This is a genomic window from Pseudomonas psychrophila HA-4, assembly GCF_000282975.1.
GTDB classification, from domain to species: domain Bacteria; phylum Pseudomonadota; class Gammaproteobacteria; order Pseudomonadales; family Pseudomonadaceae; genus Aquipseudomonas; species Aquipseudomonas psychrophila_A.
The window spans coordinates 14,667-31,866 of sequence record NZ_ALJC01000094.1 but is presented as its reverse complement, the minus strand read 5'-3'; the positions used below and the strand labels follow the sequence as shown (position 1 = coordinate 31,866).

19 protein-coding genes are annotated in these 17,200 nt (G+C 56.8%); 7 read left to right on the top strand and 12 right to left on the bottom strand.

Annotation, left to right across the window (positions count from 1 at the left end):
• The first annotated feature begins 137 nt into the window (after positions 1-137).
• The gene (locus B347_RS0115155) at positions 138-1,028 is read left to right on the top strand and encodes a DMT family transporter (RefSeq protein ID WP_026014216.1); all 891 of its coding nucleotides are present in this window, start codon (positions 138-140) and stop codon (positions 1,026-1,028) included.
• 111 nt (positions 1,029-1,139) lie between these two features.
• Here the strand turns inward: B347_RS0115155 and B347_RS0115150 are convergent, their stop codons facing one another.
• From B347_RS0115150 to cysK, 3 genes are all read right to left on the bottom strand, one after another.
• Positions 1,140-2,003: a DMT family transporter gene (locus tag B347_RS0115150; RefSeq protein WP_019410539.1), complete on the bottom strand. Its 864-nt coding sequence runs from the start codon at positions 2,001-2,003 to the stop codon at positions 1,140-1,142.
• Positions 2,004-2,346: 343 nt separating this feature from the next.
• Entirely contained in the window at positions 2,347-3,285 is a 939-nt protein-coding gene (locus B347_RS0115145; RefSeq protein WP_019410538.1) for an aspartyl/asparaginyl beta-hydroxylase domain-containing protein, read from the bottom strand.
• A 238-nt stretch (positions 3,286-3,523) separates the two neighbouring features.
• A complete protein-coding gene (gene cysK, locus B347_RS0115140; protein WP_019410537.1) occupies positions 3,524-4,498 on the bottom strand; it encodes a cysteine synthase A in 975 nt (324 codons plus the stop codon).
• A 205-nt stretch (positions 4,499-4,703) separates the two neighbouring features.
• Between cysK and B347_RS0115135 the strand changes: the two genes are divergently transcribed.
• Positions 4,704-5,549, top strand: a complete 846-nt coding sequence (locus B347_RS0115135) for an AAA family ATPase (RefSeq protein ID WP_019410536.1) — start codon at positions 4,704-4,706, stop codon at positions 5,547-5,549.
• Between the two features lie 21 nt (positions 5,550-5,570).
• Positions 5,571-6,749, top strand: coding sequence for a vWA domain-containing protein (locus B347_RS0115130; RefSeq protein WP_019410535.1), 1,179 nt, complete (start codon positions 5,571-5,573; stop codon positions 6,747-6,749).
• Between the two features lie 50 nt (positions 6,750-6,799).
• Here the strand turns inward: B347_RS0115130 and B347_RS0115125 are convergent, their stop codons facing one another.
• The 3 genes from B347_RS0115125 to B347_RS0115115 are packed head-to-tail and all read right to left on the bottom strand — an operon-like array spanning position 6,800 to position 8,653.
• Positions 6,800-7,333 (bottom strand): DUF2937 family protein, encoded by a 534-nt coding sequence (locus B347_RS0115125; RefSeq protein WP_019410534.1) that lies wholly within the window; start codon positions 7,331-7,333, stop codon positions 6,800-6,802.
• Between the two features lie 12 nt (positions 7,334-7,345).
• The gene (locus B347_RS0115120; RefSeq protein ID WP_026014215.1) at positions 7,346-8,122 is read right to left on the bottom strand and encodes a class II glutamine amidotransferase; all 777 of its coding nucleotides are present in this window, start codon (positions 8,120-8,122) and stop codon (positions 7,346-7,348) included.
• A gap of 36 nt (positions 8,123-8,158) precedes the next feature.
• Positions 8,159-8,653, bottom strand: a complete 495-nt coding sequence (locus B347_RS0115115) for a hypothetical protein (protein ID WP_026014214.1) — start codon at positions 8,651-8,653, stop codon at positions 8,159-8,161.
• 100 nt (positions 8,654-8,753) lie between these two features.
• Here B347_RS0115115 and B347_RS0115110 point away from each other — a divergent pair, with 100 nt between their 5' ends.
• On the top strand, positions 8,754-10,799 hold the full coding sequence (locus tag B347_RS0115110) for a S9 family peptidase (protein WP_019410531.1): 2,046 nt from the start codon (positions 8,754-8,756) through the stop codon (positions 10,797-10,799).
• A gap of 37 nt (positions 10,800-10,836) precedes the next feature.
• Here the strand turns inward: B347_RS0115110 and B347_RS0115105 are convergent, their stop codons facing one another.
• Positions 10,837-11,130 (bottom strand): hypothetical protein, encoded by a 294-nt coding sequence (locus B347_RS0115105; RefSeq protein WP_019410530.1) that lies wholly within the window; start codon positions 11,128-11,130, stop codon positions 10,837-10,839.
• Between the two features lie 83 nt (positions 11,131-11,213).
• Between B347_RS0115105 and B347_RS0115100 the strand changes: the two genes are divergently transcribed.
• From B347_RS0115100 to B347_RS0115090, 3 genes are all read left to right on the top strand, one after another.
• Positions 11,214-11,900 (top strand): spermidine synthase, encoded by a 687-nt coding sequence (locus tag B347_RS0115100; RefSeq protein ID WP_010656469.1) that lies wholly within the window; start codon positions 11,214-11,216, stop codon positions 11,898-11,900.
• Between the two features lie 52 nt (positions 11,901-11,952).
• Positions 11,953-12,327 carry a YajD family HNH nuclease gene (locus tag B347_RS0115095; RefSeq protein WP_019410529.1) on the top strand — a complete coding sequence of 125 codons (375 nt, stop codon included), beginning with the start codon at positions 11,953-11,955 and terminating at the stop codon, positions 12,325-12,327.
• Positions 12,328-12,449: 122 nt separating this feature from the next.
• Positions 12,450-12,920 (top strand): RNA methyltransferase, encoded by a 471-nt coding sequence (locus B347_RS0115090; protein ID WP_019410528.1) that lies wholly within the window; start codon positions 12,450-12,452, stop codon positions 12,918-12,920.
• Here the strand turns inward: B347_RS0115090 and B347_RS0115085 are convergent.
• From B347_RS0115085 to B347_RS0115065, 5 genes are all read right to left on the bottom strand, one after another.
• Complete coding sequence (locus tag B347_RS0115085) at positions 12,917-13,966, bottom strand: AI-2E family transporter (RefSeq protein WP_019410527.1); 1,050 nt, start codon at positions 13,964-13,966, stop codon at positions 12,917-12,919. The two genes, B347_RS0115090 and B347_RS0115085, sit on opposite strands and share 4 nt — an antisense overlap.
• Positions 13,967-14,042: 76 nt before the next feature.
• Positions 14,043-14,861 (bottom strand): DUF4892 domain-containing protein, encoded by an 819-nt coding sequence (locus B347_RS0115080; protein ID WP_019410526.1) that lies wholly within the window; start codon positions 14,859-14,861, stop codon positions 14,043-14,045.
• A 112-nt stretch (positions 14,862-14,973) separates the two neighbouring features.
• Complete coding sequence (locus B347_RS0115075; RefSeq protein WP_019410525.1) at positions 14,974-15,828, bottom strand: alpha/beta fold hydrolase; 855 nt, start codon at positions 15,826-15,828, stop codon at positions 14,974-14,976.
• Positions 15,829-15,840: 12 nt separating this feature from the next.
• Positions 15,841-16,641 carry an alpha/beta fold hydrolase gene (locus B347_RS0115070; protein WP_019410524.1) on the bottom strand — a complete coding sequence of 267 codons (801 nt, stop codon included), beginning with the start codon at positions 16,639-16,641 and terminating at the stop codon, positions 15,841-15,843.
• A gap of 109 nt (positions 16,642-16,750) precedes the next feature.
• Positions 16,751-17,194, bottom strand: a complete 444-nt coding sequence (locus B347_RS0115065) for a hotdog fold thioesterase (RefSeq protein ID WP_019410523.1) — start codon at positions 17,192-17,194, stop codon at positions 16,751-16,753.
• Positions 17,195-17,200: the final 6 nt, after the last annotated feature.

Here is a 17,200-nt window from a genome sequence, read left to right as displayed (position 1 = left end):
GCAGATTTGGGCGCTACAGACACAGGGATAACAGTGCAAGCGGGCTTGCCAGCGATGACACCGTTAGCAGGTATAGCCATTGCCTTGCGCGCAACATCCCCTAAACTGCGCGACTCAAACCTTGTAAGGAAACTTCCGTGAGACCTGTCGATATTGTACGCATGCTGTGTCTGGCAGGAGTGTGGGGCGCCAGCTTTCTGTTTATGCGGATCATCGCGCCAGTGCTTGGGGCAATTCCCACGGCATTTTTCCGCGTGTTGATTGCTGTCATTGGCTTGATGGTGATCTTGGCGCTGTTACGCGTGAAGTGGAACTTCGAAGGCAAGCTCAAGGCGGTGTTGATACTGGGGGTAATCAACTCAGGGTTGCCAGCCACCTTGTATGCGGTCGCGGCCCAAGTGTTGCCAGCCGGTTACTCGGCCATTTTCAATGCAACCACACCGCTGATGGGCGTGCTGATTGGCGGGCTGTTTTTCAGCGAGAAGCTGAGCGCGACCAAATTGGCCGGGGTCTTTCTCGGGTTGTTCGGCGTGGCTGTGTTAACCCGTGCCGGGCCAATGGCCTTTGACAAAGACTTGCTCATAGGCGCCCTCGCCTGCTTACTGGCTACCACCAGTTATGGTTTTGCTGGCTTTTTGGCTCGCCGCTGGCTGGATCAGCAAGGCGGACTTGATCCGCGTCTCTCAGCGTTGGGCAGCATGTTCGGAGCCACGTTGTTTCTATTACCGCTGTTTGCGATCAGCCTGTTCAATCAGCCGCCAGCTGATTGGGGCGGCGCACGCGTGTGGTTGTCGATGCTGGGGCTTGGACTGGTGTGCACGGCATTTGCCTACATCCTGTTCTTCCGCTTGCTGACCAGCATAGGCCCGGTCAAATCCATGACCGTGACCTTTATGATTCCGCCGTTTGGAGTGTTGTGGGGCGCACTGTTTCTGGGTGAGCCGCTTTCAATGGCGCATGTGTATGGCGGATTGCTGATTGCCATGGCCGTGTGGCTGGTGCTTAAGCCCGCGACAGTGGCCAAATAAAGACCTCCTGTGGGAGCGGGCTTGCTCGCGATAGGAACAGCGCGGCACACCTGATGCACTGCGTCGCCTGAATCGCGAGCAAGCCCGCTCCCACAGGGTGAGTGTCATGGCCTAGGCGGTTTTACGGAAGACGAACACCAGGCCAATGATGATCAGCGCCATCCCCAGCAAGCTCAGGGCAGCCAGTTTATTGCCGAATATGAGGTAGTCCATGATCGCCGTTACCGCAGGCACCAGGTAAAACAAGCTGGTGACGTTGACCAGATTCCCCTTCGAAATCATCCGGTACAGCAACAGAGTCGCCAGCACCGACACCACCAACCCCATCCACAACACCGGCACGATAAAGCCTGCGCTGTGTTCGACATAAAAGGGTTGAAACGGCACAAACAGCGCACACAGCAACAACCCGGCGAGGTATTGCAAAGGCAGCGTGCCGAGCGGGTTTTGGGTGATGCGTTTCTGCATCAAGGTGCCCGCCGTCATGCTGGCCAGCGCCAGCAACGCGTAGAGCATCCCGGCCCATGACAAGCCCGCCAGACCGATGCCCTGGTACACCACCAGAATCAACCCGGCCAGCCCCAACCCCAAGCCTAGGGAACGACTGTATGAATGGCGTCGCTCCATGATCACGGCGGTCAGAATCGGCTGCACGCCCATCACTGTCGCCATGACGCCCGGCGTCACTTTCAGGTCCAGCGCCAGCAGATAAAAAATCTGATAAGCACCCAACAATACCGTCCCGGTGGCCAGCGCATAGCCCACCGCTTTTCGACCACGGGGCATCTGGAACTTCATGAGCGGGATCAACAACACTAACGCCAACAGAGCAATGGCGAAACGAATCAACAGAAAGGCAAAAGGCGAAGCGTGGGCCAACCCCCACTTGGAGAAAATAGCACCGCTGCTCCATAGCAAAACGAACAGGCTCGTGGAAACAGCCGCCAACGCAGAGTCTTTAGAAATCGAAAACATGGGAAACACCTGTCATCAGGCAAAAAAGCCAACTCAGCCGAAACTGAAATTCAATGGTTTTTTAGACGGGCGCGGGCAGCCGAACGATCAGCTCAGCCCGCAATACCAACACCCGGTGGCGATACGAAGGCGTACACCACAGTGCGGCTGACAGGAGGGGGATAGTGACTGATCTGCGCAGGCTGTTGGTCCCGACACGGCACGACGCCAGCAGAGACTGCTGGAGCGAAAATGCTGTGAATTCGGGAAGCCGGCATGGGCAGATCTTTTTTGAATAGGGTGAGTGAGCATTGGGCTCATCGAGCGCTGAGTGTAACCAGCGCCCGACATGCTTTGCAATGACTTATCCGAACAACCAACGCCACAACACGATCAGTACGATAACGGCCAATATCGGGCGCGCGATGCGGTACAGCTTGGGATTGCGGCGCTTCCATTGCTTGACCACACCACTGAAGCGGTCGCTGAACGTTTTGCTCCAAGCGTAGGCTTTGTTGATACCGCCGACGCGCTCATCATCGAGGTTTTGCGGCGCAGTGGCTTTGCCCAACTGCGCACTGACCCAACGGTTAACGCGCGTCATAAAGCCGCTGGTGAGTGGACGTTCAATGTCACAAAACAGAATGACGCGGGTGATGTCGGTTTCGTTTTTGACCCAATGCACGTAGGTCTCGTCGAACATCACGTCCTCACCATCACGCCAGGCGTATTCCTCGCCATCGACAAAGATGCGGCACGCGTCGGAGTTCGGAGTCGACAGGCCCAAGTGGTAACGCAACGAGCCAGCAAACGGGTCTCGGTGTGGGTTGAGGTGGCTGCCACCGGGCAACAAAGCAAACATCGCACCTTTGACGTTGGGGATGCTGTTTACCAGTTCAACGGTTTTTGGGCACAGCAATTGCGCTGATGGCAGCGCTTTGTCGTACCACTTGAGGTAAAAACGCTTCCAACCTTTTTTGAAGAACGAACCAAAACCAGCATCGTTATTCTTCTCGGCGGCGCGAATGTAACCCTCGTCGAACAAGTGCATGGCTTCTTCGCGAATCACTTGCCAGTTGTCTTTGAGCACATCCAGCTCAGGGAATTTACTGCGATCCAGGTAAGGCTTGGACGGCACGCCCGAGAATAAATACATCAAGGCGTTGTAGGGCGCAAAGAACGCGGAGTGGTTGACGAACTGCCGTAACAGCGGCAAACGCGCCTTGCCGCGCAAATGCACGTAAAGAATGCTGCCGACAAACAGCAGTATCAGCCCTGCCTTGATGGCGAAGGATAAGGTCATGCAACAACTCCTCGAAAATACCGTGCGGCACCTATAGCCCGCCGTGGCAGCCGGTCATGATAAACACTACCGACGCAGGACAAAACCCGCGTATTCCAACATTCAGCTTTATGGATTACGTAATAACGGCGCAATTATGCATAAGCAGGGGGTCGAGTCGGTTGATTTGTGTCAGAGACTAGCCTGTTTGGCACCTGTGGGAACGAGCGTCCTCGTTCACACAGGTTTTGGGGTGCGCTTACTGATGCAACTCCTGCTCGCTGAACAGGTCACTGAAGAGGAAGCTCGACAGGTAGCGCTCACCCGAGTCCGGCAAGATCACGACGATGGTTTTGCCCTGCATTTCCGGGGTTTCAGCCAAGCGGGCCGCAACAGCCATGGCCGCGCCGCCAGAAATACCGCACAAGATCCCTTCTTCTTGCATCAGGCGCAGGGCCATGGCCTTGGATTCGTCATCGCTGACTAGCTCAACCTTGTCGAGAATCGACAAATCGAGGTTTTTTGGCACAAATCCGGCGCCAATACCCTGAATCTTGTGGGGCGAAGGCTTAATCTCCTCCCCCGCCAACGCCTGGGTAATCACCGGCGAAGTGATGGGTTCTACCGCGACCGACAAGATCGGCTTGCCCTGAGTGTGTTTGATATAGCGCGAAATGCCAGTGATGGTACCGCCTGTGCCGACGCCTGCGACCAGCACATCAATGCCACCTTCAGTGTCGTTCCAGATTTCCGGGCCCGTGGTTTTTTCATGAATGGCCGGGTTAGCCGGGTTTTCAAATTGCTGCGGCATAAAGTACAGCGCCGGATCGCTGGCCTGAATTTCAGCCGCTTTGTCGATGGCGCCCTTCATACCCTTGGCTGGCTCGGTGAGCACCAATTCAGCGCCCAGCGCTTTAAGCACCTTGCGCCGCTCAATGCTCATTGAAGACGGCATGGTCAGCACCAGTTTGTAACCACGCGCCGCAGCGACAAAGGCCAGGCCAATCCCGGTATTGCCGGAGGTCGGCTCAATAATGCTCATGCCCGGCTTGAGCACACCCCGACTCTCGGCGTCCCAGATCATGTTGGCGCCAATCCGGCATTTCACCGAATAGCCTGGGTTACGCCCTTCAGTTTTGACCAGAATAGTCACGCCACGCGGCGCGATCCGGTTGATCTGAACCAGAGGCGTGTTACCGATGGAGTGCGCGTTATCTGCAAAAATGCGGCTCATGGCGGGGTCCTTATGCACCTTTTGGGAAGGCCCCAAGGGTAGGCTTCACGATTCAAGGCGTCCAGTCATGACGTGACGCTCCATTCAGAGACTGAATAAGGCGTCTGCGTTCACCTGAAGCGGACACCGCGTTATAGTCGGACATACTTTTTAGTCTTCGCGCCCTGCCCCGACAGGGTTCGGCTCTTGGTTTGAGGAATTGCAGATGAAGTTTGAAGGCACCAGCGCCTATGTGGCCACCGATGACCTGAAATTGGCGGTTAACGCAGCAATGACACTTGAGCGTCCATTGCTGGTCAAAGGCGAGCCCGGCACCGGCAAAACCATGCTGGCCGAACAACTGGCCGAAGCCTTTGGTTGCAAGCTGATTACCTGGCACATCAAGTCCACCACCAAGGCCCATCAAGGCCTCTATGAGTACGACGCGGTCAGCCGCCTGCGCGACTCGCAACTGGGCGTCGATAAAGTTCACGATGTGCGCAATTACCTAAAGAAAGGCAAATTGTGGGAAGCCTTTGAAGCCGAGGAACGGGTGATTCTGCTGATCGACGAAATCGACAAGGCCGATATTGAGTTCCCGAACGACCTGCTACAAGAACTCGACAAGATGGAGTTCTACGTTTACGAGACCGATGAAACGATCAAGGCCAAAGTCCGCCCGATCATCATCATTACCTCCAACAACGAAAAAGAGCTGCCAGACGCGTTCCTGCGCCGCTGTTTCTTCCACTACATCAGCTTCCCGGACCGCACGACGCTGCAAAAAATCGTCGACGTTCATTTCCCGAACATCAAGAAAGAGCTGGTAAGCGAAGCGCTGGACGTATTTTTTGACGTACGAAAAGTACCCGGTCTGAAGAAAAAACCGTCGACGTCCGAACTGGTGGATTGGCTCAAGCTGCTAATGGCCGACAACATTGGCGAGGCGGTGCTGCGTGAACGTGATCCGACCAAAGCCATTCCGCCATTGGCCGGAGCGCTGGTTAAAAACGAACAAGACGTGCAATTGCTAGAGCGTCTGGCGTTTATGAGCCGTCGCGGTAATCGCTGATTTTTCAAGAAGGCGATAAGCATGCTGCTGAATCTGTTCAATGAAATGCGGGCGGCCAAGGTACCGGTTTCGGTGCGCGAGTTGCTGGACCTCATCAACGCGCTGAAGAACCGCGTAACCTTCGCCGACATGGACGAATTTTACTTCCTGGCACGTACGATTCTGGTCAAAGACGAACGCCACTTCGACAAGTTCGATCGTGCGTTTGGCGCCTATTTCAACGGCCTGCAAAACCTCAATGAACACCTTGAGGCGTTGATCCCCGAAGACTGGCTGCGCAAGGAGTTCGAACGCTCGTTAAGCGCCGAAGATCGCGCTCAGTTGCAGTCTCTGGGCGGCTTGGACAAGCTGATCGAGGCGTTTAAACAGCGCCTAGAAGAGCAGAAAGAACGCCATGCCGGTGGCAACAAATGGATCGGCACGGGCGGTACCAGCCCATTTGGCTCGGGCGGGTATCACCCCGAAGGGATTCGCGTAGGCGATGCCGGTGCTCGCCAAGGCAAGGCCGCGAAAGTCTGGGAACAGCGCGAATACAAGAACCTGGACGATCAGGTCGAGTTGGGCACGCGCAATATCAAGGTTGCGTTGCGCCGCCTGCGCAAGTTCGCCCGCCAAGGCGCAGCCGAAGAACTGGACATCGACGGCACCATCGATCACACCGCACGCGACGCGGGCCTGTTAAATATTCAGATGCGGCCTGAGCGGCGCAATAACATCAAACTGCTGTTGCTGTTTGATATTGGCGGCTCGATGGATTCCCACGTGAAAATTTGCGAAGAATTGTTCTCGGCCTGCAAAACCGAGTTCAAGCATTTGGAGTATTACTACTTCCACAACTTCATTTATGAATCAGTGTGGAAAAACAACCAGCGTCGCCAAGTAGAACGTATCGCGACTCAGGATGTGCTGAACAAATATGGCGCGGACTACAAAGTGATTTTCATCGGTGATGCGTCAATGGGGCCGTATGAAATCACCCATGCAGGCGGCAGTGTCGAGCACTGGAACGAAGAACCGGGCTACAAGTGGATGCAGCGTTTTATGGAGAAGTACAAAAAGCTGATCTGGATTAATCCATACCCCAAAGACACCTGGAACTACACGGCATCGACCGGCATTGTGCGTGACTTGATCGAAGATCGCATGTACCCGCTGACGCTGGATGGGCTGGAAGAAGGGATGCGGTTTTTGGCCAAATAAGCCCCTTCCACCCCTTGTAGGCAAGATCGCGCTTTCAGAGGGCGCTGCTTTCAGCTGTTGCGCTCACGCCGAGCGATACGCTCGCGCTGGCGTTTGCCGCCCAGAACAACCCAGTCCACCAGTCGAAAGAAGCCTTCGATGATGAAAGAAAACAACAGTGCACCGGCCATTGCCCAGCCAATGGCCGAAGGCGATAGCAACACTTGGTAGGTGTAAGCGTTGAGGGTTTCTTGTCGGATGTCCGGGTCAGCGGCGTAGGCCACTTGCAGCGCACGCATGTACCACGGGCCTTGCATGGCCTGGAATTGATCATCGAGCAAACGCTGGCGATTAAGCAGGGTGCTCAGGCTGTTGGCATCGCTACGAAAAACCGGATCATCACTGCCCTGATAATGCGCAACCAGTGCTTGCAAGTCGCCCTTGAAAAACTGGTTGGCGGTGTTCTGGAAACCGGCAAGTCCGGTTTGCGCCTCGATCAGGTGAGCTTCTACTCGGTTGGCGTAATCATTGATAAACCCCGGTACTTGCACGCCGATCAACAACCCCAAAGTAAACAGCACCAACCGCAGGTAGCTCAGCCACATACACGCCTTTCCTTATTCGGTTGAGCCTTGGCTGACGCATTCTCCGCGTCGCCACAGGCTCCATTGGCCAGGCTCGTAGCGAGTCCAGGTTTCGTTTTCAGTCAGCGGTTCGGTAGCAATCACAGTCACCACATCGTTGGGGGTGGTTTCTGACTGAAAATCGACGATAACGTCGACATCTTTCAACCGGGCGGGGCCAAACGGTGCGCGTCGGGTGATTTGCGCCAGCTTGGTCGAGCAATAGCAAAAGAGCCATTCGCCATCACTTAACAAGCAGTTGAATACCCCTTTGCTACGGAACTCGGCGCAAGCCTGAACCAAGACCGGCAGGATGTGCTCGACATCCACCGGTTCAGGAAACGCCTCGCGCACACGATTGAGTAAATCGCAGAACGCCGCTTCGCTGTCGGTATCGCCTACCGGGCGATAAAAACGGGTGCTTGGCGAGAAGTCAGCCAGTTGGCCGTTATGTGCGAAGCACCAGTTGCGCCCCCATAGCTCGCGGACAAACGGGTGGGTGTTGGACAAACACACTTTGCCCACGTTGGCCTGACGAATATGGCCAATGACGACTTCGCTTTTGATCGGATAACGCTGCACCAACAACGCGACTTCGGAATCACAACTGGCGCCAGGGTCCTGAAATAAACGCAGGCCCCGACCCTCGTAGAAGGCGATACCCCAGCCATCGCGGTGCGGGCCGGTACGCCCGCCCCGCTGCATCAGGCCAGTAAAACTGAACACAATATCGGTCGGGACGTTGGCGCTCATGCCCAATAATTCACACACGCTCGCACTCTCGCATTCAAGCTCAACGAAAAAGGATTACACCCGTGGTTCTACCCGCGACGGGCCTGCTGGACGTGGCGCGGCCGGACGACCGTAGCGGTCATCCCCGGCCGAACCGAACGGCTGGTCGTCATCTGGGTCAATACTGCGTGCTTGTTCGGCCGTTGTTGTGTGCGCCAGACGCGCCTTGCGGGCACGCTCGATAGGCCAGCGAATGAGCACAAACAACGCGTATAGGCAAAACGCGATGATGGTGTACATCAACAGGTCAGACACCGCACGCCATGCGTTGTTGCCCACCTTAAACGCAAGGTCCAAAGCCGTAATGGCCAACGCAGGGGCGAATTGCTCTTTGACCGGGTCAATGATGGTCGGGCTGAGCAGCAGCACAGCTATAAGCACACGTAATGGCTCACGCAACCAACGCCACATGAAACGGGTCAGGCGCCACCATACGAGCAGGCAGCCTAAAGCGGCGAAGGCGTAAAAGCCCCAGGCGATCAGATAGTCGTTCTCGGTCATGGTATCCATGGTCGGCAGGCAATGAGGCGCTATGATAACGGCTTTTGGAGAGTGCGGCTGCACCGCCGTCAGCACCACTTCTAATCATTCAGGTTTCAGAGATCACTCAATGACCGAATTAGCCTACGCAAACAGCGCCCCTATCGCACACAAGGTCGAGGGTTCTGACCCATACTCATGGTTACAAAACCGCGACAGCAAAGAGGTTTTGGACTACCTGATTGCGGAAAATAACTTTCAGGAAGCGCAATTGGCCGATCAGGCCGAATTGCGTGAGACGCTGTTTCAAGAGATCAAGGGCCGAATTCGCGAGACTGATTTGTCACTGCCCTCCCCTTGGGGCCCGTATGTGTATTACACCCGCACCAATGCCGGCGACGAGTACCCGCGCCACTACCGCTGCGCGCGACCGGCCGATGACAGTCAGCACGTCGACGAACAAACCGAGCAATTGCTGCTAGACCCTAACGCTCTGGCTGATGGCGGTTTTATTTCGCTGGGCGCGTTCAACATCAGCCCGGATCACCAACGCTTGGCGTATAGCTTGGATACAAGCGGCGAAGAGACGTATCGCCTGTTCGTTAAAGAGTTGAGCAACGGCGCGGTGACTGAACTGCCCTTTGAAGACTGTGATGGCAGCATGACGTGGGCCAATGACAGCCAGACGCTGTTTTTCGCGGAACGGGACGAGACACACCGTCCGCACAAGCTGTTTCGCCACACGCTGGGCGAAACGGCGGCGCAGGAGGTGTTTCATGAGGCCGACGGCCGATTTTTTCTGCACTGTTACCGCTCAAGTTCCGAGCGCCAGCTGATTCTGTTGCTAAATAGCAAAACCACCAGCGAAACCTGGGTGCTGGACGCCAATCAGCCGCAGCAGGCGTTCAACTGCCTGGCGCCGCGGCTTGAAGGCCACGATTACAGCGTCGACCATGGCCTGTATGAAGGCCAGTGGGCATGGTTTATTCGCACCAATCAGGACGGTATCAACTTTGCGCTGTACTACGCGCTGGGTGACCTCCCACAACGTGGCGAGTGGCAGCGCCTGATCGCCCACGACGACAGCGTGATGCTTGAAGGCCTCAGCCTGAACGCCAACGCGTTATGCCTGAGCCTGAGAGAAGGCGGCCTGCCAATCATTGAGATTCGTCCTAATGGTTTACCGGCATACCGCGTGCAACTTCCAGACGCGGCTTACAGCCTGTATGTGCAAGACAGCCTGGAATTTCACAGCGCGCACATTCGCCTGCGTTACGAATCGCTGAACCGCCCGGCCCAAGTGCGTCAGTTGACGCTGACCAATGGCCAGCAAAAAGTTCTGAAGGAAACCCCGGTGCTTGGGCCGTTCAATGCCGATGACTACATTAGCCAGCGCTTGTGGGCAACCGCGCCAGACGGGACTCAAGTGCCGATCAGCCTGGTGGTCAAGCGTGAGGCGCTGGGTAAACCGACACCGCTGTATCTGTATGGCTACGGCGCCTATGGCGAAAGTCTTGATCCGTGGTTTTCTCATGCCCGCCTGAGCTTGCTAGAGCGAGGCGTGGCATTTGCCATTGCCCATGTTAGGGGCGGCGGCGAATTGGGCGAAGCCTGGTATCGCGCGGGCAAGCAGGAGCACAAACACAACACATTCAGCGACTTTATTGCCTGTGCCGAACATTTGATCGACAAGGGCCTGACGCGCAGCGATCAGTTGGTGATCAGTGGCGGCAGCGCGGGCGGCTTATTGATCGGAGCCGTGCTCAATCAGCGTCCTGAGCTATTCAAGGCGGCGATTGCCGAAGTACCGTTTGTCGATGTGCTTAACACCATGCTCGACCCTGAGTTGCCGCTGACAGTCACCGAATACGACGAATGGGGCAACCCCCAAGAGCCTGACGTTTATGAGCGGATCAAGGCATACGCACCGTATGAAAATGTAACCGCGCAGGCATACCCGGCCATGCTGGTGATTGCCGGCTACAACGACAGTCGCGTGCAATATTGGGAAGCGGCCAAGTGGGTGGCCAAGCTGCGCGCTACCAAGACTGACGACCACTTGCTGTTGCTCAAGACCGAGCTAGACGCAGGGCATGGCGGCATGAGCGGGCGTTACCAAGGCCTGCGCGACGTGGCGCTGGAATACGCGTTTGTGTTCAAGGTATTGGGGATTTAACCCCTCCACGTAGCAGTTGAATAAAGTGCCAGTAGGGTCACTCCGCCGCAGGCTTAGCTTTCAACTCTTTCGGCTCAAGTCCTGGCAGCGGTTGGTCTTTAGGGGGCGGCTGCGGCAGGTCGATCGGCGGCAGCGGGACCTGACTGCTCCCAGCAACCGGTTTTGGCAGCGCGCGCGGGGTAATCTGTGGGTATGGCGTGGGGGTAGCAGTACCCGGTGAGCCCGGCGCTGGAGTCACCGGGACGCTAGGAATAGAGGTTAATTCCGCTGCCTGGGTTGCACTTATCGAGAGCGTCCCCCACACAATGGCCGTTAGAATAGTGCGTTTCATCAATCACTCCGTTGCCAGACCGGCTTATCTGCCATCAGGCTACTCGTAACCAGCTGTTTTTGCCCCATTTCTATGAGATTTCCATGAAACGTTTTGTTTTGCTCGACACCACCCCGATCCCTGAAAACGGCGGTGCCTTGTGCCTGTTCGAGTATGGCGAAGACTTCGTGATCAAGATTCAGGGCGGTGACGGCGGCCAACTGATGAACACTCGCATGCACGGTTCCGAAGATGCCTTGGCCGAGATCCCATGCCGAAAAGTCGCCGGTCGTCCGCAATCGCGGGTGTTGATTGGCGGCTTGGGTATGGGGTTTACCCTGGCCTCGGCACTCAAGCATTTGGGCAAGACCGCCGAAGTGGTCGTCGCCGAACTGGTGCCAGGCGTGGTGGAGTGGAACCGCGGCCCGCTGGGCGAAAAATCCGGCAACCCGTTGCAAGACCCGCGTACGGTAATCCGCATGGAAGACGTGGCCAAGGTGCTGCAAGCCGAACCCAATGGCTTTGATGCGATCATGCTCGACGTCGACAACGGCCCTGAAGGCTTGACCCAAAAAGCCAATAGCTGGCTGTACTCGGCTGGCGGCTTGAGCGCTTGCGCCAAAGCGCTGCGACCAAAAGGCGTGCTGGCGGTGTGGTCGGCCAGTGCCGACAAACAGTTCTCGGACAAACTGCGCAAGGCCGGCTTTAAAGCCGAAGAGGTCCAAGTGTTCGCCCACGGCAACAAGGGCACGCGCCACACGATCTGGATTGCTGAAAAAATTAAAGGCTGATCAACAGCTAAACTTCACGACATAACCGTCATTCGTCTTAAAGGTGAACCCCATGAGTTCAGCGAACCCACCGTCTCACACCGCCAAGCTGGACCGCATCCTGGCCGATGCCCAGCGCGATCGTGAAATGGGCTACCGCGACAAAGCACTAAGAATGTACCCACACGTGTGTGGCCGCTGCGCCCGTGAGTTTGCAGGCAAGCGCCTGAGCGAACTGACCGTTCACCACCGTGACCATAATCACGACAACAACCCGCAGGACGGCTCCAACTGGGAGCTGCTGTGCCTGTACTGCCACGACAACGAGCACTCGCGCTACACCGACCAGCAGTACTTCTCGGACAGCTCGACCAGCAGCCCGAAAGTGGCCAAGGCTACGCATAACCCGTTTGCTGCACTGGCCGGGCTGATGAAAAAAGACGACTAAGCCACCGGCTCTTGGAGCGAGCTTGCCTCGCGATCTTTCAATACATCAAGAGATCGCGAGGCAAGCTCGTTCCTACAGAGGGGCTGGTATACTCGCGTCTTTTTTCTGAAAGGCTCTGGCACGTGGCAAACAAACGGTACAGCTGCATTGGTTTGTATAACCCCAAATCACCGGAAAACGTCGGCTCGGTGATGCGTGCGGCTGGTTGCTATAACGTGGCGTCGGTGTTTTACACCGGTAAACGCTATGAACGCGCCCGCGACTTCATCACTGACACCAAAAAGATCCATCAGGACATTCCGCTGATTGGTATCGACGATCTGAAAAAAATCATCCCGCTGGGCTGCATCCCGGTCGCCGTTGAACTGGTCGAGGGCGCACGTTCTTTGCCGGAATACACGCACCCGGATCGGGCGATTTATATTTTTGGCCCGGAAGATGGCTCTCTGGATAAAGAGATTCTGGACTGGTGCGAGGATGTGATTTACATCCCAACCAATGGCTGCATGAACCTGGCAGCCACGGTCAACGTGGTGCTTTACGACCGACTGGCAAAAGGCAACAACACTCGCTCCGGGCCAAAGTTCGGTTAGACCTTGTCTTTGCTCTGCTGGCTGGCACTCCAGTCGACCAGCAGGCTGTAGGCAATGGCGAGCAAGGTAGGACCGATAAACAGCCCGATGAAACCAAAGGCTATCAGCCCACCAAACACGCCAAGCAACACGATCACCAGCGGCAGGTTACCGCCCCGGCTGATCAGGTAAGGCTTGAGCACGTTGTCGACACCGCTGATGATCAACGTGCCCCAGATACCGAGGAAAATCGCCATCCCGTAGTCGCCCTTCCACGCCAGCCAGGCCGTTGCCGGGATCCAGATGAGTGGCGGCCCCATGGGTATCAAGCTGAGCAAGAAAGTGGCCAGCCCTAGCACTAGCGCACCGGGGACACCGGCAATCAAAAATCCGATCAGCGCCAGCAAGGCTTGCGCCGCAGCCGTGCCAATCACCCCGTTAACCACGCGTTGAACTGTGCCCGCTACCAGCTCCTGATAATAATTGGCACGCTCGCCGATCAGCCGCACCAGCAGGCCGTGGACGAAGGTCGCCAGGCGCGGACCATCACGGTAGAAAAAGAACACGAAGACAATGCTCAGCGTCAGTTCAAGAATGCCGCCACCGATTTGCGCACTGCGGGCCAGCAGCCAGTTGCCCACCTGCCCCAAGTAAGGTTTGACGGCCAAGATCATGGCGGCGCCCTGCTCATCGATGGTGTTCCACATGCCCACTAAACGCTCACCGACCAACGGGATACCTGCCAGCCAGGTCGGCGCCTCGGGCAAACCTTCAAGCTGAACGTCTTTGACGAACGTGGTGGCGTCCCGTACATGGTCTGCCAAGTTGAACCCCAGCCACACCAACGGCCCGGCGACTAGCAACATCCAGCCAAGGGTTAGGATGCTCGCCGCCAGCGACTCACGCCCGTTGAGCCAGCGGGTCAGCAGTCGCATCAGCGGCCAACTGGCAAACGCCAGCACCGCGCCCCAGAACAAGGCCGACCAAAAAGGCGCCATCACCCACAGGCTCGCGCCGAACAGCACCACGAGCAGGATCTGCACCAACAGGCGATCGTTATTGAACATGTATGTTCCGCACAAAGGTCTGAATTCAAAATGAGACGACGACTACAAAGAGAGTGTAGCCGCCGCTAAACCGCGTCTAGCGTAACAACTCGACATGCAGGCCCTTGGCCGGACTCTCACCAAGTTCCATGCGCGCCGCGCGCACGCCGCTATTGATCAGTGCATCACGCCAGGCGGAGGCTTTGGCACCGGTCAAACTGACCCTAGAGGTGACATCAAGGTTCAATGCTCTGGAGATTAACGTGAGCCATTGTGCCTGCGGCTCACCCACCAGTTTGGGGAAGTCCAGCTCGCCCGTGTTTTTCAACTGGCGCTGCAAGGTCGCGGAGGTGGGCAGCAGTTCGCCTAAATCGGCGCCCGCCTGAAGTTGTTCAACATGCAGGTAGGCTTTGCGGCCACCTCGATTGATGCCATACAAGGCCACGAGCTGGTTGTCCTCGGGAGCCGCACGGCGCAGTAACAGGTAAGTTTGTTGGTCGTCAGACCCGACCAGCTTGGAGTTGCCGAACACTTCATTGGCCCACAGGCTGCTTTCACCGCAATCACGGCCTTGGCACCAAAACAGCAATTCTGCGCCTTGCTTTTGCAATGCCTCACGGGCAGCCGTGAAGGCTTCAGTGGCCGTGTGTTCTGCAGGCAATTCGTAGGTAACGGCCGTGGTCTGACCACGGGTGTTGACCTGCCCCTCGAAACGCAGGCGGCCACTGATTTTGCGGATCGAGCCCATCGGGTAAATCCGCTCGACGTCAGGTTGTACGGTGTAATCGACTATTTGCGCGTCAGCCAGCCGTGGCAGGCCTTGTAAATCGTGGCTGCCAGGCACATCGGCAGCCCAAACCCAAGGGCCAAAACAGCTCAGGCCCAGCGCCAGAATAAAGCGATTAGGTATTTTCATCGGCGTCTCACGATAGAGACCGGGTGGCCTTTCGGGGTCGCAGCGTTGCAGTGATCCATCATGGTTGTCTCCCATTTCAACCCGCCAAGCCTCGGCAGTTGGCCGCCGCAAGTCAAGGAACGGCGAAGAACCGATTGAAACAGTCTGCAACAAGGATTGCCCCCGCCTCGTCATTCAGGTGCAAATGATGGCCGCCAGCCAACCGGTTTAACGTAAAGGGTAGACGATCCAGCAACTCGGGATGGCTGGCCAACATGCCCTCCTCTGCAACCACCAGGGTTGTCGGGCAATTGATCCGCCGAACGAAAGACATCGCCTGTTCATCGCTCAAGCGCAGAGGTGACGGTAATGTCAGGCGGCTGTCGCTGCGCCAACTGTAACCACCCGGCACAGGCATCAACCCACGCTGGGCCAACAACTGCGCAGCTTCGCGACTAACCGCAACCATGCCTTTCATGCGCGCCTCTATCGCCCGTTCAAGGGTCGGATGCACCGACTTGCGCTTGTGCGCCAGGCCCAGCTGCGCTTGCAGGGCCTGGCCCATGCGCTCAGCCGCGTCGCCTTCGGGACCGCTGCGCAACACGATGCCGTCGATCAGCGCCAATTGGGTGACACGCTCAGGAAATGAGCCCGCGACGATCACAGAGACAATCGCGCCCAACGAATGCCCCAGCAATGCAAAACGCTCCCAGCCCAACTGTTCAGCCACGCACAGCACGTCAAAGGCGTAATCGGCCAGCGCGTACCCGGCACCCCGTGGTCGGTGGTCCGAGTGGCCGTGACCTGCAAAATCCAGCGCCACGATGCGTAGACCGGGTAGCTTGGGCGCCAGCCGCGCAAAGCTGTTGGCGTTGTCCAGCCAGCCGTGTAAGGCAATGACTGGCAGTCCGTCTTCGGGACCAAAAATATGCGCGGCCAGCTCGATATGCGGCAGGCTCAGACGGACTTCTTCAACCACAGGGTTCATGCAGGGTGCTCTTCAGGGGCCGGGGAGACGCAGTTCCCAGCGGGCAAAAATTTGTTTGAGCAGGCTGGCGGTGTCAAGCGGCTGCTCCAAGGGAAACATGTGCCCGCCTGGCACACTCAGTGACTCACCGCGAGGCATACGCGCCACGGCCCGCGCATGATGGCGCATGACTACGCGGCTGTCTTGCCCTCGCACCATGGCCAAAGGCACCTGCAATTGAAGTATCCGTCCGGGACTGGTGTGGGGAACACCGCGGTAGATGTTGATTTCTGTGGCAGGGTCAAAGCTCAGGCGTAAACGATCATCGACTGGCTGTAAGCCATGCTCCAAGTACGCCTCAAAGCAATCTGGGTCAAAACTGCGAAACAGTGACTTGACCGCGAAATAGTCGCGAGCCGCAGTACGATCTGCAAACTCTTCACGCCGGCCCAACGTTCGGCCAGCCGGGGTCAGGCGATCGATAAAGCCAAAACGCTTGGCCGCGCGAATCACCCATTGATCGGTGAGCGTTAGCACCGGCGAGTCGAGCATGACCACACCTTTGTACAACTGCGGGCAACGTAATGCCGCGTGCAGGTGCAATATGCCACCCAGCGAGTGGCCAACGCCCAGCACCGGCTCATCTTGCTGTTGCAGGTGATAGATCAGTTCATCGACCAGGTTGTGCCAGTTATTGTCCACGGGGAAACGCGGGTCATGCCCGTGCTGAGAAAGCCGGGTGACGCTAAAATCCGGGGCCAGTGCGTCAAATAACTTGCCGTAAGTACCTGACGGAAAGCCATTGGCATGGGCGAAAAAAATCTGCCGAGACATAAAAGGCGTCTACACGTAGGAAACACGCCTTATTGTCTGTAGGAAAATTCACCATATCAACGCCCGTATGCGCCATGAATGACGCCACTACGGCCATCGCCATGCCGAATCAACGTGTGGGCGGTATTTCCCCCAAGGGAACGACAGCAATGGTCAGCCGAGAAATGCAGTTGAGTTTGCCGTTGTCGTCAGTCAGACGAATATCCCACACATGGGTGGTGCGCCCGATGTGAACAGGCCTTGCTATAGCGCTAACCCGGCCGCTGCGGACCCCACGCAGATGGTTCGCATTGACTTCAAGTCCCACGCAATAGAATTTCTGTGTGTCGACACACAAGTAACTGGCCATCGAACCTAGGGTTTCAGCCAGCACAACCGAGGCGCCCCCGTGCAACAAGCCGAACGGCTGATGAGTACGGTGATCCACCACCATGCTGGCACTGATGGACTGGTCATCGAAAGCATCAAAAGTAATATCCAGCACGTCACAGATGGTGTTTTTGCGCATCGCATTTAGGTGCGATAGATCCGGCTGGGTGGTCCACAAGCTCATGGGTCA